This is a genomic window from Metabacillus indicus LMG 22858, assembly GCF_000708755.2.
GTDB classification, from domain to species: domain Bacteria; phylum Bacillota; class Bacilli; order Bacillales; family Bacillaceae; genus Bacillus_P; species Bacillus_P indicus.
The window spans coordinates 586038-610521 of sequence record NZ_JGVU02000001.1 but is presented as its reverse complement, the minus strand read 5'-3'; the positions used below and the strand labels follow the sequence as shown (position 1 = coordinate 610521).

The window sequence follows — 24484 nt, the reverse complement described above, 5'->3', positions numbered from 1 at the left end:
TGTGATCTCCAGTCTCCCCCTTCTCCTTTATACTTTCTCTCCGAACATTCGTGTCTCCTTCTTCTCTTCAGTGATTCATTTCCTGATATAACTGAAGGCTGATAATTACGCAGGTGCCCTTTCCAAGCTCACTTTCGTATTCGACTGTGCCGCCCATTTCCCTGATCAGCCTGTTTGTGATCATCGATCCAAGACCGGTGCCTTTTGATTTTGTGGTATAGAACGGCAAACCGAGGTTTTTTCTTACTTCCTCCGTCATTCCTTTTCCGTTATCACTGATGGCAATGCTGATGGTTCCGTCTGCATCATTCGTTGTTTTGGTTATTTCTACTTCCCCGCTGTCTTCAATGGATTCAATTGCATTTTTAATCACATTCATCAAAGACTGCTTCAGGAGATGGATGTCCCCATATACGGCGTTTCTGGCGTCAGATTCGAAAGTCAGGCTGACATTGGAATAATACCCGAGCGGTTTCAGCAGCTCGATGCTGTCCATTAGCACATTATCTATATCGATCTTCGTCATTTCACGATTTCCGGGCTTTGACAGCAGCAGATAATCTGTAATAATTTTGTTTGTCCGGTCCAGTTCTTCCAAAATCAAAGGAGAAAACTTTTTCAGATTTTCATCAGCTGTATTCTGCTGTATATACTGGATAAATCCTCTGACCGTTGTGATTGGATTGCGGATCTCATGGGCAATGGCTGCTGCCATTTGGCCAATTGTCGTGAGTTTATCCATATAAACCATTTCATCAAACTGCTTATTTGTTTTTATGAGGCTTTCAATAATATAAATCATCGAAATACATGAAAAGTAAAAGGTCAGGAAATAGACAAAGTAAAAAGGAAGTCCCAGAAAATTGATCTTAGAGTAAATGATCAAAATATAGACAGCAAAATAAACGGCAAAAATGATGCTTCCAAACATGTATTTATTGCTTGACTGAAGAAACGCCTTCCTGAACAGCAGTGCCATAACATAAGCAAAGACTGTAACAGCAATCCCGATCTGATAGAATTCTCCGCCGATTAAAAATCTGGCAAAGCATGTTACAATAAGAACAATTCCACCTGACAGAAAACCGGAATACAGGGTGACAATCATCACAACAACCATTCTCAAATCAAAATTCGTATCACCGAGTGTTTCGATCGGATACGCCATGCAAAGAAGAGCGCCGAATGAGCTGATCAGCCCATAAATGATTTTCTGTTTTAATGCCTGCTTCTGGGTTGAATGAAACGGAAAAAACAGATTCGCATTATAGGTAAGGGAAAAAAGAATTGTAATATTAACCAATAAAGGTTTCATCATTTGCAGCACACGTATTCCTCCATAAAGGAACTATTTTTTCAAACACTTTATTTTACAGGATAGAACAGAAAATAGATAGATGGTTCATTTACATTTCCACCGATATCTTTCCCTTTTATCGATTTAGTGAACCTTCATGTAAAATCGTTGCTAAATGGTCAAACTAGACTATATAATTTAAGTAAGCTGATCAAGATCCACCAGCTTCGGTAAAGCGAGGTATGCTGTATGTCAATGAAATTGGTCATACTAGGGCTTTTAATGGAACAGGATGCCCATCCCTATGAAATGAAGCAGATTATGGAACAAAGACATATGGACCATTTTATGAAACTGCAGAAAGGCTCCTTGTATTATGCAGTGGAACAGCTTTACAAGAAAGAGCATATTGAAATTGTTGACATTATTAAAGATACGAACAGGCCTGATAAAACGATCTATTCGATTACCGAATCAGGGAAAAAACTCTTTCACAAATTGATTCTGGACGAACTGTCGAGCGATTCAAATCTGTATCATCCTCTTTTTACGGGCGTTGCTTTTACTCTCCACAGCAATCCTCAGGAAGTCGCAGATGTTCTTGAAAAGAGAGTGGAGCTTACAAAGAAGAGAGTGACAGAGCTTAAAGGAATACTTGACTTATATAAGAAGCTTCCGAGAGCTGTTATTCACTTAATTAGAGGATCAATACTGCATGGAGAAGCAGAACTTGCCTGGTTAACCGATTTAATTAAAGATGCGCGTGCAGAAAAATTAAACATACTTGGTGGTGCTGATGAAGATTAGATTATTTGAAGAAAAGGATCTTGAAGAAGTTATTAACTTATATATTGATACAGTCTGTGAAATTAATGGAAGAGACTATTCATCTGATCATATACATGCACTTGCTCCAAAAAGACTTGATCACTACGAAAATTGGGGTGACCTGCTGACAGTGAACACGACTCTCCTTGCTGTAATAAATAAAAAAATTACAGGATTTGGCACACTGACTCATAACGGAGACATTCATTTTTTATATTCTCATAAAGACCATCAAAGGACGGGAACCGGATCCGCCATTCTTGAGGCACTGGAGAAAACGGCAAGAGATTCGGGCCACAAAAAGGTCACTCTCAGTACGGGAATAACAGCCCGGACCTTTTTCATGAACAGGGGCTACTCGGTTTTAACTGAGCATTACGTGTCTATTGATCCCATGCTCTTCATTCAGTACAAAATGAAAAAACACCTTTAAACTTCCTGTAAACGATTTCGATTTGGCGATTTTATGACATCTTCTTTTCAGCCGCGGATTTCATTCGAAAACATGGTAGAATTCTAAATGTGTTTTTTGACTGATCTCTAGTAAAAGAAGGTGTTTTTTCGGTGGGAACCGTTTTGCTGTTTCATGAAAATCAGGATATGACTGTTCTTGAGGATATTCCTGAAGAAATATATGTGCAACTGAAAGAGAATGCGGGTTCAGACTCGTGCAGCTGTAAAGTGAATGGCAGAACGATGATTCTTCCCCCCTTTCATTTCGCTGTCTGGCAGGAGCAAATGGATTGGGATTTCGGATATTAATGTGCCAACGCAAAAAGGGACGCTCAGATGAAGCGTTCCTTTTTACGTTGTGCTGAGCAAAGCCCAGAATTTCCATTCACTTCCTTACCCGCTGATGCATACTGTGAGTTGTAGGCTAATGAGGAGAGGAATGTGAATATGTACAATCCATACGATCGTCAGGGATTTCCAGGTTTTCCGGGAGGAGGCTTCGGTCCTGGAGGAGGCTTTGGTCCTGGAGGAGGCATGCCGCCAGGTCCGCCGCCAGGATTTGGAGGCGGAGGAACGCAGGCACCGACAGGCCCCCCTCCAAGCCAGATCCCCCAGCAAAGTCCATCACTTTTTGCAGTAGACCCGGGAGCCATCAGCGGATGTCTTTTCCGCTTTACGTACGTTTGGCTTAACAATGGAAACAGCTTTTGGTTTTACCCGACCTTTGTCGGCAGAACATCCGTCGCAGGGTACAGATGGAGACCCCGCCAATTCAGATGGGTCTATTTCGGAATTGACACGCAGCGGATTGCTTCGTTTTCTTGTAGCAGATAACCAGAAAAAGCGGACGGCCAAACAGCACGTCCGCTTTATCTTTTATTAATCCCCGATAATCCCTGTATTTTTCATTTCATCAAGCGGATGTTCGATTCTTAAGAAGGCTCTGTCTACTGCCATTTTTGCTGAGTTCGCGTAGTGGATTTCCACGGTCCGGCGCTCGTCAAGATAGGCTCCTTCAAATGCGGCTTCCTTCAGCTTCGCCGCCCACCCTCCGGATGTTTCAATGACAACGGCAGGCTTTTTATTCATATAGGCAGCAGACAGTTCTCCCAATGTCCCATTTCCTCCCCTGATCATAATGATCGCATCACAGGAATGAACCAGCACAAGACTTCTGTAATCAAAGGATAAGCCCGTCGTAATCGGAACGTCCAGGTAATCGTTGGCAACATGAGTCTCATCTCCTGCAAGAATCCCGATGACAAGACCTCCCGCTTCTTTTGCCCCTTTGGACGCCGCTTCCATCACTCCGCTTCCGCCGCCTGTCAGCAGCACGGCATTTCGCTTGGCAATTTCAGCTCCCACTTCTTCACTTATTGCCCGCACTTCAGCTGGTATCTCTCCCGATTGGCCAATAACAGCAATTCTTTTCAAAACCATCCACCGCCTCAGTCTTTTCCTTTATTATACTATGATTTTCCTCTTCATTCTTTTAATTAAACGTAAAAAAACTGCCCGAAGGCAGCGTGTATGTGCGTTATAGCTTTGTTCCTTTATGATATCTGAACCAGCCCATTTTCGCGAAAAAGTAAATCATTCCGGCTGCAATCAGCACCATGATGCCCACAACAATAAAGTAATTATATTTGCCGGTGAGCTCCGGCATGTACTGGAAGTTCATCCCGTAAAGCCCCGCAATAAATGTAAGCGGAAGGAAAATGGACGAGATGACCGTCAATGTCATCATGACTCTGTTCATTCTGTCTGAACTGATGGACAGATAGCTGTCCCTGATATCTGCGCTCAGCTCCCTGTTCGCATCAATCATTTCAACAAGCTTCAGCAGGTGATCGTATATATCCTGAAAATAGATCTCATCTCTGATATAGGCTTTAAGACTGCTGGAACTGATCATCCTGTACAGCAGGTCCCGCATTGGGATGATTGTTCTTCTCAGCTTATACAAATCTGTGCGGATATCAAAAACACCTTCCATCAATTCGCTGATTGTCAGATCCTTCGTATTCTCCTCAATTTCATTCAGCAAGTCCTCAAGCTTATAGACAGGAGGGAAATATTCATCTACCAGCTGGTCCATCAGCTGGTGCATCAAAAGGGAAGGCCCCCCTTCCTTTAAGCCTTCGTCCTTTTTCATTTTAAACCAGATATTATTCAAATCCCTTATCGGCTTTTTATGAAAAGTAACCGCGTAATTCCTCGCAATAAAAAGATCGAGTTCTTCAGCTTCAAGAGTTTTTTGCTGAATGGCATGCATGACAACAAACAAATAGGTGTCATATGTATCAATTTTCGGTCTTTGAACAAACTCCACACAGTCTTCAATGGCTAGAGGATGAAAGCGGAAGAATTTGCTCAGCAGTTTCGTTTCATCTGCGGTAGGATCCTGGAAATCGACCCAATACCATTTTATTTCGGGTTTTCTCAGTTCTTTAAGGGGCAGGTCATAAACAACCTCCCCGCTGGATTGAACGGCTAATGTACGTATCATTCTGTCACATCTTTCTTTGTAGATAAATATATTTTTGACTTTTACCCTTCTTACTATGTTACTAAACACGCGCAGAATGGGTGAATTTGACGGAATAATTGTGTATGATGGTATAATAACACGTTATTTGATTACATAGAAAAAGGATGAACATGATGGAGCACCTTATTAATCAGCAGGTTAAAAACATTCAGATCTCTGGCATCCGCCAGTTTTTCAATATGGTTTCCGAATTTGAGGATACCATATCACTCACAATCGGCCAGCCGGATTTTTTAACTCCAGCTCATGTGAAAAAGGCCGCCATCGAGGCGATTGAGAGCGATTTTACCACGTATACCCACAATGCGGGCTACCCCGAACTCAGAGAAGCTGCCGCTGCCTTTGTAAAAGAAAAATATGGGCTAACTTATCAAGGAAAAGATGAAGTGATAGTAACAGCCGGAGCCAGTCAGGCCATTGATATTGCATTCAGGACCATCCTTTCTCCGGGAAGCGAAGTCATTCTGCCAGGACCGGTCTATCCCGGCTATGAGCCAATCATCTCACTTTGCGGAGCTGAAGCGGTGCACGCTGATACAACAGAACACGGGTTTAAATTAACGGCAGAACTGATCAGCAGGCATCTGACTGAAAAAACGCGCTGTGTCGTCCTGCCGTATCCATCCAATCCTACAGGCGTTACGCTTGATGAGGAAGAACTGATGAAAATTGCCGAACTGCTGAAAGGCAAAGATCTTTTCGTTCTGTCAGATGAAATATACAGCGAACTTGTTTTTGATGGAAAACACCGTTCGATTGCGTCTTACCTGCGTGATCAGACAATCGTCATAAACGGACTTTCAAAATCACACAGCATGACCGGCTTTCGAATCGGGTTTGTGTTCGCGCCGGCTGCCATCAGCAAGCATTTGCTGAAGGTGCATCAATATAACATATCCTGTGCGTCCTCCATCTCGCAAAAGGCTGCTCTGGAGGCTCTTACAGCAGGCAAAAACGATGCAGCACCTATGAACGGTGAATATTCAAAAAGAATGAACTATGTGTACAGGAGATTAACGGAGATGGGGCTTCCGACTGAAAAGCCGGACGGATCCTTTTACATTTTTCCGAGCATCAAGCATTTCAATGCCTCTTCTTTTGATTTTGCCTATTCGCTTGCAAAGGATGGGGGAGTGGCTGTAGTGCCGGGGAGTGCATTTTCTGCTTTTGGGGAAGGATACATTCGAATTTCTTATGCCTGCAGCTTTGAACAGCTTCAAGAGGCGATGGACCGGTTTGAACACTATATAAAAAGCAGGTAAGATTGGCCAGCGGACGCTACATGCTTCGCTGGCTTTTTGCCTTTTATGCTTCAGGCAGCTTCAGTGTAAAAACCGTGCCCATTCCAGGCGTGCTCTCAATGCTCATGCTGCCTTTATGATTTTCAATGATCTTATATGTGATCATCAATCCAAGGCCTGTTCCTTTTTCTTTCGTCGTGTAGAAGGGTTCGCCGATTTTTTTCAGGGCTTCTTTAGGTATTCCCTCCCCTTCATCTTTCACATGCACAAAAATGAAACCTTCCGCTTTTTCGAAACGAAGCTGAATGGTCCCTCCTTTAGGCATGGAATCAATCGCATTTTTAATCAGATTAATGAACACCTGTTTCAGCTGGTTCTGATCACAGTGGATAAACAGTTTTTCTTCCTGGGGAACGGTTTGTATGATGACATTATTCATGATTGCCTGCGTTTCAAGCAGCGTTGCAACGTCACTTACAAGAGCAGTTAAGTCCGTTTTTTTCAGGACCCTTTCCTGAGGTTTTGCAAGCATCAGCAGTTCACTCAGGATCAGTTCAATTCGGTTCAGCTCAGAAAAGACAATTTCGTAGTACCCTTGATCGTGGCGGTTTGCAGAATGCATAAGCTGCAGAAATCCCTTGATAGCCGTCAGCGGATTGCGGATTTCATGGGCAATTCCGGCTGCAAGCTGTCCTGCAACGGAAAGTTTTTCAGAGCGAAGCATGAGCTCCTCTGCCTTTTTCCGGTCAGAAATATCCCTTAAGATCACTTGAACGGCCCGTTCGCCAAAATACGTGGTGGGAATGCAGACCATTTCCGTATAAATTGTGCTGCCGTTGTATGTATGCCAGGATTGCTTCGTTACTTCCACTTCAGATTTCTCTTCGACAATACTGCGGAGTTTTTCCCTCACCTGTTCATGATCTTCCTGTTCCAATAAGGCAAAGACGTTTTTGCCGAGCATATCAGGGTAGTCTAAAGCTTCAAAAAGCTTTACTCCAGACTCATTAATAAAAACCCATTTGTCTCTATGAATAACAGCGATGGTATCAATGGAATTCTGAATCAGGAGCTGATAACGCTCCCTGCTTTTCTGAAGAATTTTCTGGAACTTCTTGCGTGATGAAATATCAATTAGAACGACCAGTTCCGCCGGCTTGTTTTTATAAATGGCGGGGGCCGCTTTAATTTCCACTTCTACAGGTGTTCCGTCAAGCCTTCTCCACGTTTGTTCGATAAGGCCGACATAGGAGCCCTGCTGCATTCTTTGTATGCGATTTTTTACAATGTCATGGTAATCATGATCGATGATATCAAGAACATCTTTCCCAAGAAGATCTTCTTTTGAGGATCCTCCAAGCAGGTCAATAAGGGCCTGATTGACATAGCAAAGCTGGCCCTTCTGGGATATAAACAGGGGACACGGCAGTTTTTTAAGCAGCTCTGTCGCATGAATGCTGATTTCCTGTGATTCTTCACTTAAAAAGGGATTATTCAGCTGCACACGCCTGGACGGATCTCCATGCCGGCTTGTTTTCGGAATTTTCAGCTTGAGAATAATCTGATTTTCCTCTGCAGCTGCAGCTCTTATAAAATCAATATCAGCTTCCAGCCATATATAGGTTTCATTCTTTAACATGAAACGAAAGGTGCAAGGATGAAGATGATGTTCATTGTAAAAATAGCTCTCCACTAAAAAAAGATCATCTTTATGAACATATTCCTTCAATACGGTGCCAATCATTTCACTGCTTTTAAAGCCCAGGTGCTCCTCGCTGTTTGCAGACACAAACTGAAACCTGCCGCTGTCGTTCATCACTGCAAACAGCTCTGCCTGCGGCAATACCTGATATTCGCTTTCTGTTTCCTGCTTCATGCATTGCCCCCCCTTAAAATGTGAATCACAACACAATTCCGTGCTTTCTGCTTTTGGGAAACAGCAGTCAAAATGATCGTCATGCGGGAGCCTGAGAGGAGAAAAAGGAAGAAACAAGGAAGCAGATGACCTTCGCCTGCAGAACGTTCGATTTTACTTAACAAAATTCGATTCTGTCTTTCAAAATTCCTTTAAGATTTCCTGAAAAAGTTAATTTTTTTCCGGGTTATGCAAGGATCGCTGTCATTCTAGCTATCAAAAAAGTAAGCCGGCTTGAGATCCGGCTTGCTTTTAACCTTTATATTCACCTGCATTTTTTGAAGCTTTTTCTTTTTTTGCTTTTTCTTTGTGCGCGCGGTTTGAAGCGGCACTGCCAAGCTCATTGCTGAACTCAGAGTCCGTTTTGCTTGAGTCAAACCCTTTTTTGTTTTTCTGATCCGCATCGTTTTTGTTTGTTTTAGACATGTTCTTCCCTCCTTTGACTTATCTTAGTTTTGGCATGTCCGCTTCAATTATGTGAAGATTTTTCGTTTTCACCCTCGAAGGATTTCAGCATATTTACCGCATGTGTGACAACACCGCCTGACCTTAATAGTGCTGCTGTCATAGCGGCTTCCGCCAGTTCTTCCTTAGAGCAGCCTTCCTGTTTAGCACCTGCTGTATGGGAGGCAATGCAGTATGGGCATTCTGACGTGTGCGCCACCGCCACTGCAATCAGCTGCTTTTGTTTGGCAGATAGCTTGCCGGCAGTCATTGCCTTAGAAAAAAAGGCATGGGCCGAAGCACCGATTTCCGGAGTCAAATCGCTCATCGTTTTTAAATCTGCAAGATCCGAGCTTTTATAAAAGGCATCTGCAGCATTACCGTCGTATGCCCTGTGCATCTGCATTCTATGAGCATATGCGCCGCCTGCTTCAATTGCAGCCGCGACCATGACTGCTTCAAATAATTCTTCCGCACTTGCCCCTTCTTTCTTTGCTTTTTTCGTATGAAAATCAATGCAGTAAGGACATTCCGTTGCATGAGAAACAGCCACAGCAATGATTTCCTTGTCCTTTTTCGTTAAATGACCGTCACTCAGCACTGCTTTGCTGAATGCAGTATATGACTGATAAAGCTCAGGCGCAAGATCAGGAAACCTCTTCATAAGCTGAATGTTTTCAGGAGAGTAAAATCCCATGTGATCCCTCATTTCTTTGATTTACCCTATTTTTTCCTACTATATAATGGACTACTCTGATTTCAGAAAAAAAGGCAAAGAAAAAAGCCTTCCTGTGAAGGAAAGCTGGAGTCTGCCTGTTATTCCTGCCCGGCTTCTTCCTGCGAAGAGACATCAGCCGAACTGTCTGCATCCTGATTCTGCGGTTTAGGATCAAGGTTTGCATAGGCTTCGATTGCGCGCTTGGCGATAAGTTTATTAACTGGATGTGCAGCGGTTTTGCCTGTATAAGGGACAATGACACTTATAGCAACCTCAGGGTTTGAAGCAGGATAATATCCTACAAAAGCGAGGTTGTTTGTTTCTGTTCCCCAATAGGCCCGCTTGCTTTGCTCACCATAATACAGTGTTTGCGAAGTACCTGTTTTACCTGCAACATCGTTGTCTCCAAAGTAACCTGCCGCCGTTCCGCCTGTTTTAGTGACAGCTTCAAAACCGCGCTGAACCTGTCTGATCTGTTCAGGTGTGTTATTTATTCTATTAAGGATGGTTGCTTCATGTTCAGTCACAACTGGACCAAGCTGCTTATTTTCATCTGGTGAATGAATGCTAGTCACAATCCTAGGTTCAACTCGATAGCCTCCGTTTGCAATTACTGAAACATATTGCGCCATCTGCAATGGTGTATAGGTATCATACTGTCCAATTGCCATGTTTAGCAGGATACCTGCATCCGGAGGTGTATTCTGCTGTCCTGTTGCCTCATTAGGGAGGTCAATACCTGTTGGAACGCCTAATCCGAACTGGCTATAGTAATTCCTCATCTTCTGAAAATCTGCAGAAGATGCGTTAAATGGTGCGTTAGGTACATAATTTTCTCCAGCAATATCGAATGCAATTCTGAACATGTAGACGTTAGAACTTCTCTTTAGAGCCGTGATTTCATTTACCGGTCCCATATTTCGCACTGATTTTTTTGGTTTTGTATCCTTTATAAGGATAGGAGCATCATTATAAACAGTTCCCATCGACATTCCATTCTGGTATCCGGCGAGAACAGTAGCCCCTTTAATGGTAGAACCTATTTCATATTGGGATGTAAAGTTTCCGATGATATAGTCATTCATCTTCCCCTCTTCAAAACTGTACTTCTTCCCTGACATGGCTAGCACGTCGCCTGTATGCGGGTCCATCATGACCGCAAAGGCTCTGTCCACGAGGTAATTTCCGGATTTTCCTCGGGCGACTTTCAGTTCTTGTTCGACAATTTGATCGAGCTGCTTCTGAAGCTCAAGGTCAAAGGACAGTTTTAGATCATAGCCGCGTCTTCCTTCGTCGATGACCGATTCGGAAATGACATTGCCGCTTGTGTCCGTCACATATTGCACTTTAGATTTTCTCGGATTCAGATAGTCTTCGTACTGATACTCAAGGTTGCTTCGGCCAACCCGTTCGTTGCGGGCATAGCCGCGGGCTGTGTAATATGATTTTCTTGCTTCAAGAATTCCCTGTTTAGGAGTTGTCACACTGCCGAAAACCCCTGTCAGAAGGTCGCCGTTGGGATAGGAGCGTTTCCAGTCTGTGATGATATCCACACCTGGCAGATCTTCAAGATTTTCAGCCACGCGGGTCAGCTCGTCCTTTGTCAGCTCTTCGCCTTTTGTCAGGCCTGTAGCTGTTACAATTTGGGGCTCATAGGCATAGCCGGATGAAAAACGGGTATAAAGTGCCGCTATTTCAAGTTCTGCAGGATTAGCCTTTAATGCTTCAAGTTCTTTTACGGGTACCCGGTCGATCTGAAGCTTATAGGTTTCACTGCCTTTTTTCGATTTTTCCTTTTCGGTTAAAAGGTCTGCTGCATCTTCCGGGTTCGCTGCGACCCAGTAGTCCTTCAAATCTCGTTCTTTTAGAAATTCGGTTGGGACTTCAATTAATGAAGCCAGTTTCGCAGCAGTCTCGAGCTTGTCTTTTGCTTTGGTTGTTTTTTCAACCGTATACGTAATTGCGTCTACGCCAATGTTCTCAACAAGGACATTTCCGTTCCTGTCATACATCTTACCCCGGGGTGCAGGGAAACTGGCATAGTTGGACTCTGTGCGGCTGACTTCCTTGGAGAATTCCTCTCCCTGGACAATCTGCACCACACCAAGCCGGATTATAAGTGCTACAAACAGCAAAAACACAAAGAAAAAGAAAACGTTGATGCGGATTAAGCGTTTTTTCTTTAATTTCCGCAGATCCGCCTGACTATTGCCTTGCTCAGTCAACGCAGTTTATCTCCTTTCAAAATCGGATTCATCCGATTGTGGGTTCATTCATCTAATTACAACCCTATTGTAACACTTGTGTAATACTTGTTACACAAAAATGGGGGTAAATTTTTTGTCAAGAAACAATTCAATGAAAAAGTTAGTTTTACTGGATAATGCTAGAAAAAATCCGCCAAAAACCTGTTGGGTCAGACAGATGTTTAATCCGCCGCAAATTCTTTGCTGTCAGGTTTTTGTGAGACTTACAATTTGTAAGGACGATAGATTGCCATTTTGAATGAGTGTCAATGGAAAGCACTGGCTGATATATTACAAGAATCGTGTGTTACGATATGTGTGTAGCAAGGAACACAACAAAAAAAACTCTTAGGAGGAATTTTTTCATGAAGAAGTCTATTGCACTTTCAGTTGCAGCAGCAGCTACTATTTTTACATTTAATGCGGGTGGACAAACTGCAGATGCAGCAGCGCCACAGCAATCAAATATGCAAGTTAAAGCTTACCAAATTGCCGGTCAAAACTGCAATTTAAATCAGGAACAAACACAGGATATGCTGAAAAACATCAACAATCCTGAGCTTCAAAAAATGGTTGAAGAGCAGCTGAGCCAGTTTAAAGCACAGCAAGGACAGGCTGCACCACAGGCACCTCAGCAAGAACAAGCTCAAGCGCCTAAGCAAGAAGCAGCTCCAGCACCTGCACAGCAGCAGGCACCTGAAGCAAAAGAAGAAGCTCCAAAGCAAGAGCAAACTCAGGCTGCAGTAAGTGAATTCGAGAAAAAAGTTGTAGAACTTACAAATGCAGAGCGTGAAAAGCAAGGTCTAAAACCGCTTCAGCTTGACGAAGAACTAAGCAAAGTAGCGAAAGAAAAGTCTAAAGACATGCAAAGCAAGAACTACTTTGACCACAACAGCCCAACTTACGGATCACCATTTGATATGATGAAAAAGTTCGGCGTTGAGTATACAACTGCAGGTGAAAACATTGCAAAAGGACAAGCTTCTCCTGAAGAAGTTGTTCAAGCATGGATGAACTCTGAAGGTCACCGCAAAAACATCATGAACGCTGACTTCACACACATCGGTGTGGGCCACATTGAAGAAGGCAACTACTGGACTCAAATGTTCATCGGTAAATAATAGAATTTGATAATGTGAGACAGCCGGGATATCCGGCTGTCTTTTTTATGTGAGAGACATTTTCAGGCGGACCATATCAAGACACGGTATGCCATTTTCATAAATCGGCTTATCATAATGATCCAGGAAGTAATTGCTGATGATTCCGTCCATTCTGAAGCCGCACTTTTGATAAAGGGCCAGCTGGTCAAGGCTCGAATTGCCTGTACTAATCTCAAGAAAATCATAACCGCCGGTTTCCCCTTCCATTCTGGCACGTGCGAGCAGTTTCTTTGCGATTCCTTTTCCCCGGAATGCTTCATCAACTGCAAGATTCATTACTTCTAATGATGTGGAGGAATTTTCATTAAGTACCAGTACACCAGCCGTCTGTTCTTGATGTTCTGCCAAAAAAACGATGCTTTTGTGAAGGTACTTTTGAATGGCTTTTTCCTCGGGATCTGCTTCAAGCAGCAGGTGCATTGGGGCAGCTTCCCCGCCAATCAATTTTCTGATGGTGATTTCCATAACTTGTACAAAGCCTGTGTACCGCTCTCGGCTTCCCCTTTTTCTGATAGCTCCGTATAAAGCTTATGGGCAAGAGCGAGGCCAGGCACCTCCATGTTCATTTGTTCAGCCTCTTCGATGGCAATGCTCATATCTTTCAGAAAATGTTTCACATAAAATCCTGGTTCAAAATCATCCTTCAGCATTCTTGGTGCAAGATTGCTTAATGACCAGCTTCCCGCAGCGCCTGCCGAAATGCTTTTCAGCACATTTTCAGGATCAAGACCTGCTGAATGCGCATACGCAATCGCTTCGCTGACACCAATCATACCGGCTGCAATGGCAATTTGATTGCACATTTTAGTATGCTGTCCGCTTCCTGCAGGACCCTGGTAGACAATATTTTTCCCAATAATAGAAAAGATCGGCAAACATGCTTCAAATGCTTCCTTATCTCCGCCGGCCATAATGGACAGTCTGGCCTCTCGGGCACCGACATCGCCGCCGGAAACAGGTGCGTCAATGGAGTAAATTCCCTTTTGCTTCGCCAGTTCATAAATGTGTATGGCAAGGCTCGGCTTAGAAGTGGTCATATCAATCACATAAGTGCCGCTTTTGGCAGCATTTAAAATGCCATGATCCCCCAAATAAAGCTCCTCTACATCTGATGGATATCCCACCATTGTCATGATCACATCAGAGTGCCCGGCCAGTTCTTCTGCTGTTTCTCTCCAGACAGCTCCTTCTTTAAGCAAATCCTCGGCTTTTTCTTTTGTTCTCGTATAAATGGAAACAGGATAGCCTGCTTTCAGCAAATGCATGGCCATGCTTCTGCCCATCACTCCTGTTCCGATAAATCCTATGTGTGTCATGAATCTCTCCCTCTCTTATTCAGCTTCCTCTTTTTATATAATGGAAGACTTTTCTTTCAGCTTATCATATTCTTTCATGACAAAATGAAAAAAGATGATAAAGAACGTCTGGATGTACAGGTAAATCGGAAAAGAATATTGCATTTTGTACCCCTTGCCAAAATCAAAGATTCCGACTTGAACGGCCACCCATTCATAAAACACCGAAAACATCGACCAAAGAATGATGTATGGGATTGTCAGAATTCCTCTTATACGGAAGTGCTGATAAATAAAAAGAAAAAAATATCCGAAAAATCCATACATGCTGTAATAAATAAAATCCCACACTTCGAAGTTTGCGGAATCATTGACATCATAAACGTCATATGGCGGAATGGCTAAAATGTGATCTGCAGTCAGGCCGATAAGTGCACTGAACGTAAAAATCAGGACTGTCACGCCTGCCGGAAATTTCTTAGGCAGCTTTGCCATGATCAGGAGAGCAACAGCAATGGTAGCAAGAATATAAAGCTCATTTTGCATCCCGTTCATCTCAACGTCACTCCCCTTTTCAAAACTGGCCTGAATAACGTTAAGGCAATCAGTCCCGTCAAAAACAGCAGCGGAGTATGGATAAGCGGCACCGCCCATCTGTTATCCACATACTTCATCACATGGAAGTACATGCAGAGCTCCTCCATGCCGACTACGATGCCAAATGATGCAATTAATAGAAGCAGCTTGCCAAGAATGCTCCTGACGGTTAAAAACAGGTGAAGAATAAGCAAAAACAGCAGAGGTATAATTAAGACTCTTTGTAAAATTAAGACGGTAAATCCTTCGGGCGTTTCATACGGTACCGCCCATCTCAAGTTTTCAGTAATTATTGAGCAGAACATATTATTCATAATTGAAGTCGCCATAAAAATAAAAGCAGACTCAATCGGGTTGCATTTTTTAGGCAAATACACATAAATGTGAATCATAAGCCAGATGATTATTGCAGCGAGAACGATCGCCATTCATGGAAGCCACCTTACCTAGTTTATCTAAGCCTTAGTTTACTTCACAAACGGCCGTTCTATACGGACTTAACCAGACCGCCGTCAATAAGCTGGGTCTGTCCGGTCATATACGTATTGGCTTCTGACAGCAAAAAGAGAACATAGGCTGCAAATTCACCTGGCGTACCGTACCTGCCTGCAGGAATTTTCTTATTGTTTAGCTCTTCTGCTTCTTCAGCACTTATTCCAAGTCTTTCTGCTGCAGCCTGATCGAGGGAGGCTGTACGGTCAGTCGCAATCCGGCCTGGTGCTGCAGTATTGATCAGAATCTGATATGGTGCAAGCTCGGCTGCGAGCGTCTTTGTCAGTCCGACAATCCCTAAGCGGAACGTATTGGACAGCACAAGGCCGGGGATTGGTTCTTTAACAGAAGACGAAGCGATATTAACAATCTTACCGCCTTTTCCTCTCATATAGGGGAGAACAGCTCTGATCAGTCTGACGTGGCTCATGACGTTCAAATCGAAAGACTTTTGCCAGTCTTCATCTGTCATCATTTCAAATGTGCCTGTAGGAGGGCCTCCTGCATTGTTAACAAGAAGATCTATTGTTCCGAAGCGTTTTGCAGTCTCCTCGACAAGCTGCACAATTTCCTCTCCATTTGAAAGATCGCAGGCTTTGTATTCAATTCTGCCGGAAGCTTTTTTGGAAATCTCTTCTTTGACCCTGTGCAATTTTTCAGGGTCTCTGCTGGTAATCATGACGTTAGCGCCCTCTATTGCAAGCGCCTCGGCAACAGCTCTTCCGAGTCCCTGGCTGGATGCTGCAACAAGTGCAGTTTTCCCCTTAAAACCTAAATCCATCTTCAGCACCTCTTCCTGATTATCTTCTCTTTTATAGTATCAGGATATGGACAGGAATGTCTTATTTGAGATTTAAAACCAGAAAAAACAGAGAAAGCCCCTGTTTTTTCAAGTGAAATATTCAATTTTTGCATTCGGGAAAAAGTCATCGATATAGCTCTCAAGCGTATCTCTTAAATCGGCTTCTTCATCTTTCTGATAAATATACTTTCCGATTCCATATCTTCCCCACTTATAGCGGCGGTCATCTTCATTCATTTCCAGCTTCGACTTCGGATAGTTCTTCTGAATGACACGCTTGGCAGGCTTTGTGAACCTGTGCTGAATCATCTCAAAGGTAATATCGTCTCTTGCTTCCGGCGGCAGCAGTTCATCAAGTTTTGTAAAGAGCTCTTTATAGCCTTCCTGCCATCCTTCATGTATATAGATTGGCGCAACTATAAATCCGAGCGGATATCCTGCCTTTGCAACTTTAACCGCAGCTTCAATGCGTTTATCAAGCGGCGATGTTCCAGGTTCAAAATTCCGGATGACATAATCTGCATTAATACTGAAGCGAAATCTTGTCTTCCCTTTGTGATCGGCATCCAGTAAGTGATCGACATGGTGAAATTTTGTCACAAAACGCAGGCGGCCCATGTCTGTCTTTCCAAAAAACTCAATCGCCCTTTTTAACGAATGTGTCAAATGATCAATGCCGACGATATCAGATGTACAGGAGGCTTCAAAACGGGTCATTTGCGGGGCCCGCTCTTCCATGTATTCCTGAGCACGCTGAAAGATTTCATCTGTATTCACGTACGTTCTGATATAAGGCTTAGATCCCATCGTCGTCTGCAAGTAACAATAATGACAATGACCCATGCATCCTGTAGCAAGAGGTATAGCATACTCGGCAGATGGCTTTGATGAATCAAAGTCCAATGTTTTTCGGACTCCGACGACTAATGTTGATTTCGCATTCCGGTATTTCTGAAGATCGTTCTTGCCGGGAATATTGCGCACCTGATTATGTGAAGTTGTTTCCCTTATTTCAAGACCCATCTTTTCGAATTTTTCTTTCAGCTCCACACCAAGAGGGTATTCAAGCGCCCTTGGTTCGATATAGACGAGCTGCGGCACGAATGGTTTCACTATGCTGTCACTTCCTTCTGATTAAAACGGTATGTTACTAAGGTTTGTCTTTCAGGGTGTTCATATCCTTTTTAAATATTTCCTTAAACTGCAAAGGGCTTCCGGGGCTTCTCAGACACAAAAAAAACTCCGCATAAACGGAGTTTTACTCATATTGCTCGTAATCAAAGAGCTTATTATACATCTCTTCCGCATCTGAATATGATGGGAAAATCGCGTCTTCTTCGTCTAATAAGTGGTATGAATCGTGGATAAACAAAGCTTTTTGTCCGGGCTCTGTCGGATGATCCACAACTTCGGCCTGCTGAATATTTGCTACGTTGGCTGCATGTGGGTTTCGGTAGATCACATACACCTTATCGCCTGCTCTGACATCATTTTTCTCCATTTTACATCACCTTTCAATCGGTTGATGCAGTTAGTTTTTACCCATTTTCAGAAACTGATGCAGGGAAAGTGGCCGTAACCGTCGTACCTGTGCCTTTTTGGCTCGATATGGAAAGGGTTCCGCCATGCTGGCGAATAATCTTTTCAGTAATGACAAGACCAAGCCCGGTCCCTTTTTCCTTTGTTGTAAAGAAAGGCTTTCGGATCTGAGTGAGCAGATGCTGGGGTATTCCTTCTCCCTCATCGGTGATTATGACCAGGATACAGTCCTTTTCAGCACGTGCTTCAACCTGTATATTTCCGCCGCCTGACATTGCATCAAACGCATTTTTCAAGAGGTTGATCAGAACCTGTTTCACCTGGTTTTCATCCCCCATTACCGGGAGCTGATCAGCCCCGCACTTGAACTGAATGCCGATGTTTTTAAGGGCACTCTCCGTTTCAAAAAACCGGATGATGGACTGGATGAGTTCTTTCAAATTCATTTCTTTCTTGTAGACAGCCTGAGGTTTCGAAAGGATTAGAAATTCACTTACGATGCTGTTCATCCTTTTTAGTTCCTGAAGCATAATCTTCGTATAGTGCGGGTCGATAATGTCTTTCTTTTCATCCATCATTTGCAGAAAACCCTGGATCACCGTCAGCGGATTCCGGATCTCATGAGCAACGCCCGCAGCCATTTGACCCGCTACCTTCAGTTTTTCATGCTGAAAAAGGGCAAGCTCTTCTTCTCTTCTTTCTGTCACATCGCGTATCATTTCGCAATAGGCAATCAATTCCCCGTAGGGATTATAAAGAGGTGTTGTCGTCACTTCAACTTCTATACTTTTACCGGATTTCGTTCTGTCTTTCCTGGAGCTGACGCCTGACTTTTCTGCTGAACGAAATGGATAAAGACAGCCCGCAATTTCCTGATTGCTCCAGCCGTAAAGGGCTGTAAACGCAGGATTTATATCTTTTACCGTCCGCTCTGGATCAATAATGGCTATGGCGTCATGACTCTGTGAAAAAATAAGGTCGAATTTCGCCTCTGTCGTTTTCAGGTTTCTTGAGACCTTGTCATTTTGCCGCTGCACTTTTTCCCAGAGGTAATTTATGTATTTGATGTAGTACGACAGAATAACAACAATGATGATGGCAAAAAACACATAATACATGACATCTATTTTTTCAAACGAAGCCGAGATGATTTCAAAACTGTTCAGAAAAAAATAAAACTGGCTGCAGATGGTGACTGCACCTGTTATAAAGACAACCTTCAGATTTTGAAACACCGCGCTGAAAATGACTGGAAAAAGCAAGAAAATAAAATTCACTATATATGGATCTGTGTAGTTTAAGGCAAATAAATAGCAATAGATAAGCCCAAGCGAACTCCAGACAAAAAAAGAGTCCTTCTTTATAGTCCTGAGAAGGAAGGTGTAGCACAGGAGGATGCCGGCAAAGATCAAAACAATCGGAAAATATTTATAGCTTCTTTCAATGACTAAAATAAAAAGCGCGTCCAAAATAAAGATGACCCACATGGACTGCAGCAGGAGTTTTTTTCTCAAATTTTGATTTTCTATCCGGTTCACGAAAGCTTCCCCATTTCTTCTGCATTCGTGACTATTTTACCACAACTTGCTCATTTAGTGGGAAAGCTGAAGGAAAAAGACAAATAAAAAAGACCTGCCGCAGCAGGTCTTTTAAACTCACACGTTGAATTTCGCTTTAACAAATTCAACTACTTCTTCTGTTGTGCTCATGGAAAGGATTTCTTCTTTAAAGCTTGCAGCTTCTTCTTTTGAAAGGTTCTTAATCAAAGAACGTGCCGGAAGGATTGAAGTAGCACTCATTGAGAACTCATCAAGTCCAAGACCAAGAAGAACTGGAATCGCTAAAGGATCTCCTGCCATTTCTCCGCACATGCCAACCCATTTGCCTTCTTTGTGAGCAGCTTCAATAACAAGCGTCACAAGACGAAGAATAGCAGGGTTATAAGGCTGGTACAAGTATGAAACGCGCTCGTTCATACGGTCGGCAGCCATTGTGTATTGGATCAGGTCGTTTGTCCCGATGCTGAAGAAATCAACATCTTTCGCAAACTGATCTGCAAGCACGGCAGTTGAAGGAATTTCAACCATCATGCCAATTTCGATTGTGTCTGACACCTGAACGCCTTCGCTTACAAGCTTCGCTTTTTCTTCAAGAAGAATAGCTTTAGCTTCTCTGAACTCGTCCACAACCGCAATCATCGGGAACATGATTTTCAAGTTTCCGAATGTGCTCGCACGAAGCAATGCACGCAATTGAGTGCGGAAGATTTCCTGTTCCTCAAGACAAAGACGAATTGCCCGGAAACCAAGGAAAGGATTCATTTCTTTAGGAAGATTTAAGTATGGAAGCTCTTTATCTCCGCCAATGTCCAGAGTGCGGACAACAACAGGCTTGCCTTCCATGCGCTGGAGCACAGCTTTGTATGCTTCAAACTGCTCATCCTCTGTCGGAAGCTGGTCGCGGCCCATGTAAAGGAATTCCGTACGGTAAAGGCCGACAGCTTCTCCGCCGTTTTCAAGAACTCCGCGAACATCGTCAGGAGTTCCGATGTTGGCTGCAAGCTCAACATGCTGTCCGTCTTTTGTAATAGTTTCTTCATTAACAAGCTTCGCCCACTCAGCTTTTTGCACTTCGTATTGAGCTTTTTTCTTTTCAAAGCCTGCAATCACTTCTTCAGAAGGATTGATGACGACATCCCCGTCAATACCATCCACGATGACAATGTCGCCGTTTTTAATGTCAGAAGTGGCTTTTTTTGTACCGACTACTGCCGGAATTTCCATGGAACGTGCCATGATCGCCGAGTGTGATGTTCTGCCGCCGATATCTGTCGTAAAGCCAAGAACATACTGACGGTTAAGCTGTGCAGTATCTGATGGTGTCAGATCTTCGGCAATGATAATCACTTCTTCAGAAATCATGCTTGGGTTTGGAATTTCAACTCCAAGAAGATGGCCAATTACACGTTTTGTCACGTCGCGGATATCCGCTGCACGCTCTTTCATGTATTCATTGTCCATCGATTCAAACATGCTGACAAACATGTCTGCTGTTTCTTTCATTGCAAATTCAGCGTTGACTGATTCGCTGCTGATTTTGTCTTTTACAGGATTAAGCAGTTCAGGATCGCTGAGCACCAGGATATGCGCTTCAAAAATTTCAGCTTTATCTGCACCAAGTTCTCTGAATGCATGCTCTTTGATCTGTTCAAGCTCTGATTTGGATTGTTGGATAGCTTCTTCAAAGCGTGCGGTTTCAGAAGCTTTATCTGCAACCTCGCGCTTTGTTACTGTAAGATCTGGTTCTTCTAGTCGGTAAGCTTTTGCAATCGCGATCCCAGCTGAAGCTCCAATCCCTTTAAGTTCAGTCATTATTCGCCTAAACCTTCTTTTTTCATTGTTTCTTCAAGAGCTGCGATTGCATCGTTTTCATCTGAACCAGCTGCAGAAATTGTGATTTCTGAATCTTTAGCGATGCCAAGAGACATAACGCCCATGATTGATTTTAGGTTAACTGTTTTTCCGTTATATGCTAAGTTCACATCAGCATCAAACTTGCTTGCTGTTTGAACAAGCACAGTTGCCGGACGTGCGTGGATACCTGATTCTGCTGTTACTTTGAATGTTTTTTCTGCCATAATTAATCAATCTCCTTTATAGTTAAATAAAGCTAGTACACAATACCTTATCATAACAGCCGCATCACATGATTGACAAGTGATGCGGCTTAAGTTCATTTATTTTTCAATCGAAATGATGTGCTCCTGACCAGCTTCAACGCTGCCGGATGATTTAATCACAATCGATTCGCCTTCGTTTAAGTTCGTGAAGACGATCGGCGTCATGATGGACGGTGCGTTTTGTTTCACGAAATCAAGGTTCACTTCAAGAAGTTTCTGGCCTTTTTTAACTGTATCCCCTTCTTTTACGAAAGCTTCAAAGCCTTCACCTTTCAGGTTTACAGTGTCAATGCCGACATGGATCAGAATTTCATTCCCGCTTTCAGATTCAAGGCCGATTGCATGTTTTGTAGGGAAAACATTCAGGATTTTTCCGTCAACAGGAGAAACAATTGTTCCGTTTGAAGGAGTAATCGCAATTCCGTCACCCATCATTTTGCCTGAGAATACTTGATCAGGAACTTCTGTGATCGGGTGAATCTCACCTGTCATCGGTGAAACAAATGAGAACTGATCTACATCATTTTTAAGCGGGCCAGGTACGATGTCCTCTACCTGTTCTTCTACTTCTTTTTCTGCTGAAACAGGTTTTGCCGGTCTAGGCGTTTTGCCTGCCATTACATCCTGAATCTGTGATTTCAGGCTGTCTGATTTAGGACCGTAGATTGCCTGGATGTTGTTTCCAACTTCTAGGACTCCTGCAGCGCCAAGACGTTTCAGACGGTTTTTGTCTACTGCTTTCACGTCATTTACTGTCACGCGTAGGCGTGTAATGCACGCATCAAGATGCTTGATGTTTGAGCTTCCGCCAAGTGATTCAAGAATGTTGTATGGAAGATCGCCTGCAACTTCCGTTGTTGTGCTTGCATCTTCATCTTCCTGTTTGTCCTCGCGGCCAGGTGTTTTCAGATTGAATTTGCGGATAGCAAAACGGAATCCGAAGTAATAGATCAGCGAGAATACAAGACCCACTGGAATTACAAGCCACCAGTCAGTACGGTTTGGAAGAATTCCGAACAGGAAGTAGTCAATAACCCCGCCCGAGAATGTCATTCCGATTTTCACGTTCAGAATATGCATTGTCATAAAGGACAGACCTGCAAAGACTGCGTGAATGGCAAACAAGATAGGTGCAACGAATAAGAATGAAAATTCAAGCGGTTCAGTGATACCCGTCAGGAATGACGTTAATGCGGCTGAACCCATGATGCCTGCAACAAATTTTTTGTTTTCAGCTTTTGCTTCATGATAGATCGCAAGTGCCGCAGCAGGAAGACCAAACATCATGAACGGGAATTTACCTGTCATAAATGTACCTGCTGTCAGTTCAGCGCCATCTTTGATCTGTGCCATGAAGATACGCTGATCTCCGCGCACGATTTCTCCGGCCTGAGTTGTATAATTTCCAAACTCATACCAGAACGGAGAATAGAAAATATGATGAAGACCAAAAGGAATAAGAGAACGTTCGATTAAACCGAATACGAATGCTGCCAATGTTTTGTTCGACTCAAGAAGTCCAGTTGAAAAGGCATTAAGTCCTCCTTGTACCGGCGGCCACACAAACAGCATAACCAATCCAAGAACAACTGCTGATACAGCGGTCATAATCGGAACAAAACGTTTACCTGCAAAGAAACCTAAGTATTGAGGCAGTTCAATGTTAAAGAATTTGTTGTACATGTATGCACCAAGGACACCAACGATAATACCGCCGAAGACCCCGGTCTGAAGGGTAGGCATTCCAAGCACCCTTGCATATTCAGGATGCAGCTGCTGGAAGAATTGCGCAAGCTCTACAGCGTCGCTCGGAATTTTCCCTGTCTGAATAAGTACTGCACTCATTGTAGCGTTCATGATTAAGTATCCGATAATGGCTGCAAGACCAGCAACACCATCACCATTGGCAAGTCCGATAGCAACACCTACTGCAAAAAGCAGCGGAAGGTTTGCAAAGACAATGTCCCCTGAAGACTCCATTACTTTAGCAATCAGCTGGATGATGTCATTTGTCAAAAATGGCACTTTTGATGTTAATTCCGGATTTTGCATCGCATTTCCAAATGCCAGCAGGATCCCTGCAGCAGGAAGGATGGCAACCGGCAGCATAAGTGCTTTACCAATTTTTTGGAGAACTCCAAATAAATTTTTAAACATGTTTTAACCTCCTTGAGGAATAGTTTGTGTAAGCAGCAACCAAAAAAAACATGAAAGCAAATTACAAGCGTTTACATTTCAATCCCAAAAAGAACGCAAAAAAGGCATGGTGCAACAAGGACATCCGCACTCAAAGGGTATACTTCCCCTGATTGGCGGTTTCAACACGTACTTGTTCACTCATGCCTGATCGTATCAGTAACACGTAAGGTACTTTTTCAGATTAAGTTTTGTTTGTTAAACGGTATAAATGGAGGGTAAGATACACAGCCTCAGCTTCATATACCGGTTTTTTCAGGAATTGCTGCATTACTTTGATCATTTTCCAAGATGTATTGTAGCACAGCGGATATTCTTTTTTCAACAGTAAAGCAAATTTTTCTGGCTCCTCAACACTTTCACCGGATAAAACTCTTTCAATCGTATACCGCAAATGCCTGACAAGCCTCATGTAATTCACGCTGTCCTGATTGACTTTCAGCTTCATGGAATCCTCAATGACGCCGATCAGCTGTCCGATCAGCTGTGAAAATTGATTCACATCCGAGATTGGTTTGTTCGTAATGGCACTATGAATGTGCAGAGCAATAAACCCGATTTCCCCGACCGGCAAGTCCACTTTAAGCCGGTCATTGATCATATGAACAACTTCCTCTGCTATCATGTACTCATTTGGATAAAGGGTTTTGGTTTCGGTCAAAAACGGATTTTTAATATCCATCCCTTTTTGCAGACGCTTAATGGCAAAGGTTATATGGTCAATAAGCGCGATATGAATATGTTCATTAAGGGGGAGCTTTACCTGTTCTGCAATATAATGAATCACATCGCTCACAACCTCAATCATATCTTCATCTACAAAAGGCAGAAGCATTTTAAACTGCTCTTGTTCCTTCTGATTTTTAAGAACAAACATTTTTTCATAGGATGTTTCTTCAAGCCTGTCCCCGCGTTTACGGCCAAATCCAATCCCTTTGCCGATCAGCACGACTTCCTCAAACGAATCGTGCTCGGCAATCAGCACATTATTATTCAGTACCTTTTTTATTGTAAAGGACTCCTCCACG

25 protein-coding genes are annotated in these 24484 nt (G+C 43.2%); 6 read left to right on the top strand and 19 right to left on the bottom strand.

Translation table 11 applies throughout. The features are described from left to right. Positions 1 to 67: 67 nt before the first annotated feature. Positions 68 to 1318, bottom strand: a complete 1251-nt coding sequence (locus AZ46_RS02965; RefSeq protein ID WP_174434969.1) for an ATP-binding protein — start codon at positions 1316 to 1318, stop codon at positions 68 to 70. Positions 1319 to 1546: 228 nt separating this feature from the next. Here AZ46_RS02965 and AZ46_RS02960 point away from each other — a divergent pair, with 228 nt between their 5' ends. From AZ46_RS02960 to AZ46_RS02945, 4 genes are all read left to right on the top strand, one after another. After that, the gene (locus AZ46_RS02960) at positions 1547 to 2104 is read left to right on the top strand and encodes a PadR family transcriptional regulator (RefSeq protein WP_029281597.1); all 558 of its coding nucleotides are present in this window, start codon (positions 1547 to 1549) and stop codon (positions 2102 to 2104) included. Continuing rightward, positions 2094 to 2558 carry a GNAT family N-acetyltransferase gene (locus AZ46_RS02955; RefSeq protein ID WP_029281598.1) on the top strand — a complete coding sequence of 155 codons (465 nt, stop codon included), beginning with the start codon at positions 2094 to 2096 and terminating at the stop codon, positions 2556 to 2558. The genes AZ46_RS02960 and AZ46_RS02955 overlap by 11 nt, the downstream gene beginning before the upstream one ends. Positions 2559 to 2689: 131 nt before the next feature. Beyond that, positions 2690 to 2887, top strand: coding sequence for a hypothetical protein (locus AZ46_RS02950; protein WP_029281600.1), 198 nt, complete (start codon positions 2690 to 2692; stop codon positions 2885 to 2887). A gap of 138 nt (positions 2888 to 3025) precedes the next feature. Next, positions 3026 to 3412 (top strand): hypothetical protein, encoded by a 387-nt coding sequence (locus AZ46_RS02945; protein ID WP_035318995.1) that lies wholly within the window; start codon positions 3026 to 3028, stop codon positions 3410 to 3412. A gap of 45 nt (positions 3413 to 3457) precedes the next feature. Here AZ46_RS02945 and AZ46_RS02940 read toward each other — a convergent pair whose 3' ends face one another. Together AZ46_RS02940 and corA are read right to left on the bottom strand one after the other, a co-directional pair. Beyond that, complete coding sequence (locus AZ46_RS02940) at positions 3458 to 4018, bottom strand: TIGR00725 family protein (RefSeq protein WP_234703364.1); 561 nt, start codon at positions 4016 to 4018, stop codon at positions 3458 to 3460. 97 nt (positions 4019 to 4115) lie between these two features. Next, positions 4116 to 5087, bottom strand: coding sequence for a magnesium/cobalt transporter CorA (gene corA / locus AZ46_RS02935; protein WP_029281605.1), 972 nt, complete (start codon positions 5085 to 5087; stop codon positions 4116 to 4118). A gap of 155 nt (positions 5088 to 5242) precedes the next feature. On the opposite strand from corA, the gene AZ46_RS02930 reads away from it, so the two are divergent. Beyond that, positions 5243 to 6391, top strand: coding sequence for an aminotransferase A (locus AZ46_RS02930; RefSeq protein ID WP_029281607.1), 1149 nt, complete (start codon positions 5243 to 5245; stop codon positions 6389 to 6391). 43 nt (positions 6392 to 6434) lie between these two features. On the opposite strand, the gene AZ46_RS02925 is transcribed toward AZ46_RS02930, so the two are convergent. The 4 genes from AZ46_RS02925 to AZ46_RS02915 all read right to left on the bottom strand — a co-directional run bounded on the left by AZ46_RS02925 (position 6435) and on the right by AZ46_RS02915 (position 11672). Beyond that, the gene (locus AZ46_RS02925; RefSeq protein WP_029281610.1) at positions 6435 to 8246 is read right to left on the bottom strand and encodes a PAS domain S-box protein; all 1812 of its coding nucleotides are present in this window, start codon (positions 8244 to 8246) and stop codon (positions 6435 to 6437) included. Between the two features lie 291 nt (positions 8247 to 8537). Then, positions 8538 to 8711 carry a hypothetical protein gene (locus AZ46_RS22135; RefSeq protein WP_168713759.1) on the bottom strand — a complete coding sequence of 58 codons (174 nt, stop codon included), beginning with the start codon at positions 8709 to 8711 and terminating at the stop codon, positions 8538 to 8540. 43 nt (positions 8712 to 8754) lie between these two features. Beyond that, complete coding sequence (locus tag AZ46_RS02920) at positions 8755 to 9426, bottom strand: carboxymuconolactone decarboxylase family protein (protein ID WP_029281612.1); 672 nt, start codon at positions 9424 to 9426, stop codon at positions 8755 to 8757. Positions 9427 to 9545: 119 nt separating this feature from the next. Then, entirely contained in the window at positions 9546 to 11672 is a 2127-nt protein-coding gene (locus AZ46_RS02915; protein ID WP_051865135.1) for a peptidoglycan D,D-transpeptidase FtsI family protein, read from the bottom strand. 386 nt (positions 11673 to 12058) lie between these two features. Between AZ46_RS02915 and AZ46_RS02910 the strand changes: the two genes are divergently transcribed. Then, complete coding sequence (locus AZ46_RS02910) at positions 12059 to 12814, top strand: CAP domain-containing protein (protein ID WP_029281616.1); 756 nt, start codon at positions 12059 to 12061, stop codon at positions 12812 to 12814. Positions 12815 to 12859: 45 nt separating this feature from the next. Here AZ46_RS02910 and AZ46_RS02905 read toward each other — a convergent pair whose 3' ends face one another. The 12 genes from AZ46_RS02905 to glcT all read right to left on the bottom strand — a co-directional run bounded on the left by AZ46_RS02905 (position 12860) and on the right by glcT (position 24483). Then, positions 12860 to 13321 carry a GNAT family N-acetyltransferase gene (locus AZ46_RS02905; RefSeq protein ID WP_029281618.1) on the bottom strand — a complete coding sequence of 154 codons (462 nt, stop codon included), beginning with the start codon at positions 13319 to 13321 and terminating at the stop codon, positions 12860 to 12862. Further along, complete coding sequence (locus tag AZ46_RS02900) at positions 13297 to 14172, bottom strand: NAD(P)-dependent oxidoreductase (RefSeq protein ID WP_029281620.1); 876 nt, start codon at positions 14170 to 14172, stop codon at positions 13297 to 13299. The genes AZ46_RS02905 and AZ46_RS02900 overlap by 25 nt, the downstream gene beginning before the upstream one ends. A gap of 33 nt (positions 14173 to 14205) precedes the next feature. Continuing rightward, complete coding sequence (locus tag AZ46_RS02895) at positions 14206 to 14706, bottom strand: hypothetical protein (protein ID WP_029281622.1); 501 nt, start codon at positions 14704 to 14706, stop codon at positions 14206 to 14208. Next, entirely contained in the window at positions 14703 to 15176 is a 474-nt protein-coding gene (locus AZ46_RS02890) for a hypothetical protein (protein ID WP_029281624.1), read from the bottom strand. The genes AZ46_RS02895 and AZ46_RS02890 overlap by 4 nt, the downstream gene beginning before the upstream one ends. A 59-nt stretch (positions 15177 to 15235) precedes the next feature. Further along, positions 15236 to 16021 carry an SDR family oxidoreductase gene (locus tag AZ46_RS02885; protein WP_029281626.1) on the bottom strand — a complete coding sequence of 262 codons (786 nt, stop codon included), beginning with the start codon at positions 16019 to 16021 and terminating at the stop codon, positions 15236 to 15238. Positions 16022 to 16129: 108 nt separating this feature from the next. Then, complete coding sequence (splB, locus tag AZ46_RS02880; RefSeq protein ID WP_029281628.1) at positions 16130 to 17158, bottom strand: spore photoproduct lyase; 1029 nt, start codon at positions 17156 to 17158, stop codon at positions 16130 to 16132. Positions 17159 to 17300: 142 nt separating this feature from the next. After that, positions 17301 to 17543: a transcriptional regulator SplA domain-containing protein gene (locus AZ46_RS02875; RefSeq protein ID WP_029281630.1), complete on the bottom strand. Its 243-nt coding sequence runs from the start codon at positions 17541 to 17543 to the stop codon at positions 17301 to 17303. A gap of 37 nt (positions 17544 to 17580) precedes the next feature. Continuing rightward, positions 17581 to 19119 carry an ATP-binding protein gene (locus tag AZ46_RS20925; RefSeq protein WP_029281632.1) on the bottom strand — a complete coding sequence of 513 codons (1539 nt, stop codon included), beginning with the start codon at positions 19117 to 19119 and terminating at the stop codon, positions 17581 to 17583. Between the two features lie 117 nt (positions 19120 to 19236). Further along, a complete protein-coding gene (gene ptsP / locus AZ46_RS02865) occupies positions 19237 to 20952 on the bottom strand; it encodes a phosphoenolpyruvate--protein phosphotransferase (RefSeq protein ID WP_029281634.1) in 1716 nt (571 codons plus the stop codon). Next, on the bottom strand, positions 20952 to 21218 hold the full coding sequence (locus tag AZ46_RS02860) for a phosphocarrier protein HPr (RefSeq protein WP_029281636.1): 267 nt from the start codon (positions 21216 to 21218) through the stop codon (positions 20952 to 20954). The genes ptsP and AZ46_RS02860 overlap by 1 nt, the downstream gene beginning before the upstream one ends. 99 nt (positions 21219 to 21317) lie before the next feature. Further along, positions 21318 to 23417, bottom strand: a complete 2100-nt coding sequence (ptsG, locus tag AZ46_RS02855) for a glucose-specific PTS transporter subunit IIBC (RefSeq protein WP_029281638.1) — start codon at positions 23415 to 23417, stop codon at positions 21318 to 21320. Between the two features lie 223 nt (positions 23418 to 23640). Further along, on the bottom strand, positions 23641 to 24483 hold the full coding sequence (gene glcT, locus AZ46_RS02850; RefSeq protein WP_029281640.1) for a glucose PTS transporter transcription antiterminator GlcT: 843 nt from the start codon (positions 24481 to 24483) through the stop codon (positions 23641 to 23643). Position 24484: the final 1 nt, after the last annotated feature.

Excerpts from the sequence above, each read along its gene's own strand:
- AZ46_RS02910 (WP_029281616.1), top strand. The coding sequence starts at position 12,059 with ATGAAGAAGTCTATTGCACTTTCAGTTGCAGCAGCAGCTACTATTTTT.
- AZ46_RS22135 (WP_168713759.1), bottom strand. The coding sequence starts at position 8,711 with ATGTCTAAAACAAACAAAAACGATGCGGATCAGAAAAACAAAAAAGGG.
- AZ46_RS02960 (WP_029281597.1), top strand. The coding sequence starts at position 1,547 with ATGTCAATGAAATTGGTCATACTAGGGCTTTTAATGGAACAGGATGCC.
- AZ46_RS02875 (WP_029281630.1), bottom strand. The coding sequence starts at position 17,543 with ATGGAGAAAAATGATGTCAGAGCAGGCGATAAGGTGTATGTGATCTAC.
- AZ46_RS02905 (WP_029281618.1), bottom strand. The coding sequence starts at position 13,321 with ATGGAAATCACCATCAGAAAATTGATTGGCGGGGAAGCTGCCCCAATG.
- AZ46_RS02955 (WP_029281598.1), top strand. The coding sequence starts at position 2,094 with ATGAAGATTAGATTATTTGAAGAAAAGGATCTTGAAGAAGTTATTAAC.
- corA (WP_029281605.1), bottom strand. The coding sequence starts at position 5,087 with ATGATACGTACATTAGCCGTTCAATCCAGCGGGGAGGTTGTTTATGAC.
- AZ46_RS02895 (WP_029281622.1), bottom strand. The coding sequence starts at position 14,706 with ATGAACGGGATGCAAAATGAGCTTTATATTCTTGCTACCATTGCTGTT.
- ptsP (WP_029281634.1), bottom strand. The coding sequence starts at position 20,952 with ATGACTGAACTTAAAGGGATTGGAGCTTCAGCTGGGATCGCGATTGCA.
- AZ46_RS02900 (WP_029281620.1), bottom strand. The coding sequence starts at position 14,172 with ATGACACACATAGGATTTATCGGAACAGGAGTGATGGGCAGAAGCATG.
- AZ46_RS02920 (WP_029281612.1), bottom strand. The coding sequence starts at position 9,426 with ATGGGATTTTACTCTCCTGAAAACATTCAGCTTATGAAGAGGTTTCCT.
- ptsG (WP_029281638.1), bottom strand. The coding sequence starts at position 23,417 with ATGTTTAAAAATTTATTTGGAGTTCTCCAAAAAATTGGTAAAGCACTT.
- AZ46_RS02890 (WP_029281624.1), bottom strand. The coding sequence starts at position 15,176 with ATGGCGATCGTTCTCGCTGCAATAATCATCTGGCTTATGATTCACATT.
- AZ46_RS02925 (WP_029281610.1), bottom strand. The coding sequence starts at position 8,246 with ATGAAGCAGGAAACAGAAAGCGAATATCAGGTATTGCCGCAGGCAGAG.
- AZ46_RS02860 (WP_029281636.1), bottom strand. The coding sequence starts at position 21,218 with ATGGCAGAAAAAACATTCAAAGTAACAGCAGAATCAGGTATCCACGCA.
- AZ46_RS02930 (WP_029281607.1), top strand. The coding sequence starts at position 5,243 with ATGGAGCACCTTATTAATCAGCAGGTTAAAAACATTCAGATCTCTGGC.
- AZ46_RS02940 (WP_234703364.1), bottom strand. The coding sequence starts at position 4,018 with ATGGTTTTGAAAAGAATTGCTGTTATTGGCCAATCGGGAGAGATACCA.
- AZ46_RS02965 (WP_174434969.1), bottom strand. The coding sequence starts at position 1,318 with ATGATGAAACCTTTATTGGTTAATATTACAATTCTTTTTTCCCTTACC.
- AZ46_RS02945 (WP_035318995.1), top strand. The coding sequence starts at position 3,026 with ATGTACAATCCATACGATCGTCAGGGATTTCCAGGTTTTCCGGGAGGA.
- AZ46_RS02885 (WP_029281626.1), bottom strand. The coding sequence starts at position 16,021 with ATGGATTTAGGTTTTAAGGGGAAAACTGCACTTGTTGCAGCATCCAGC.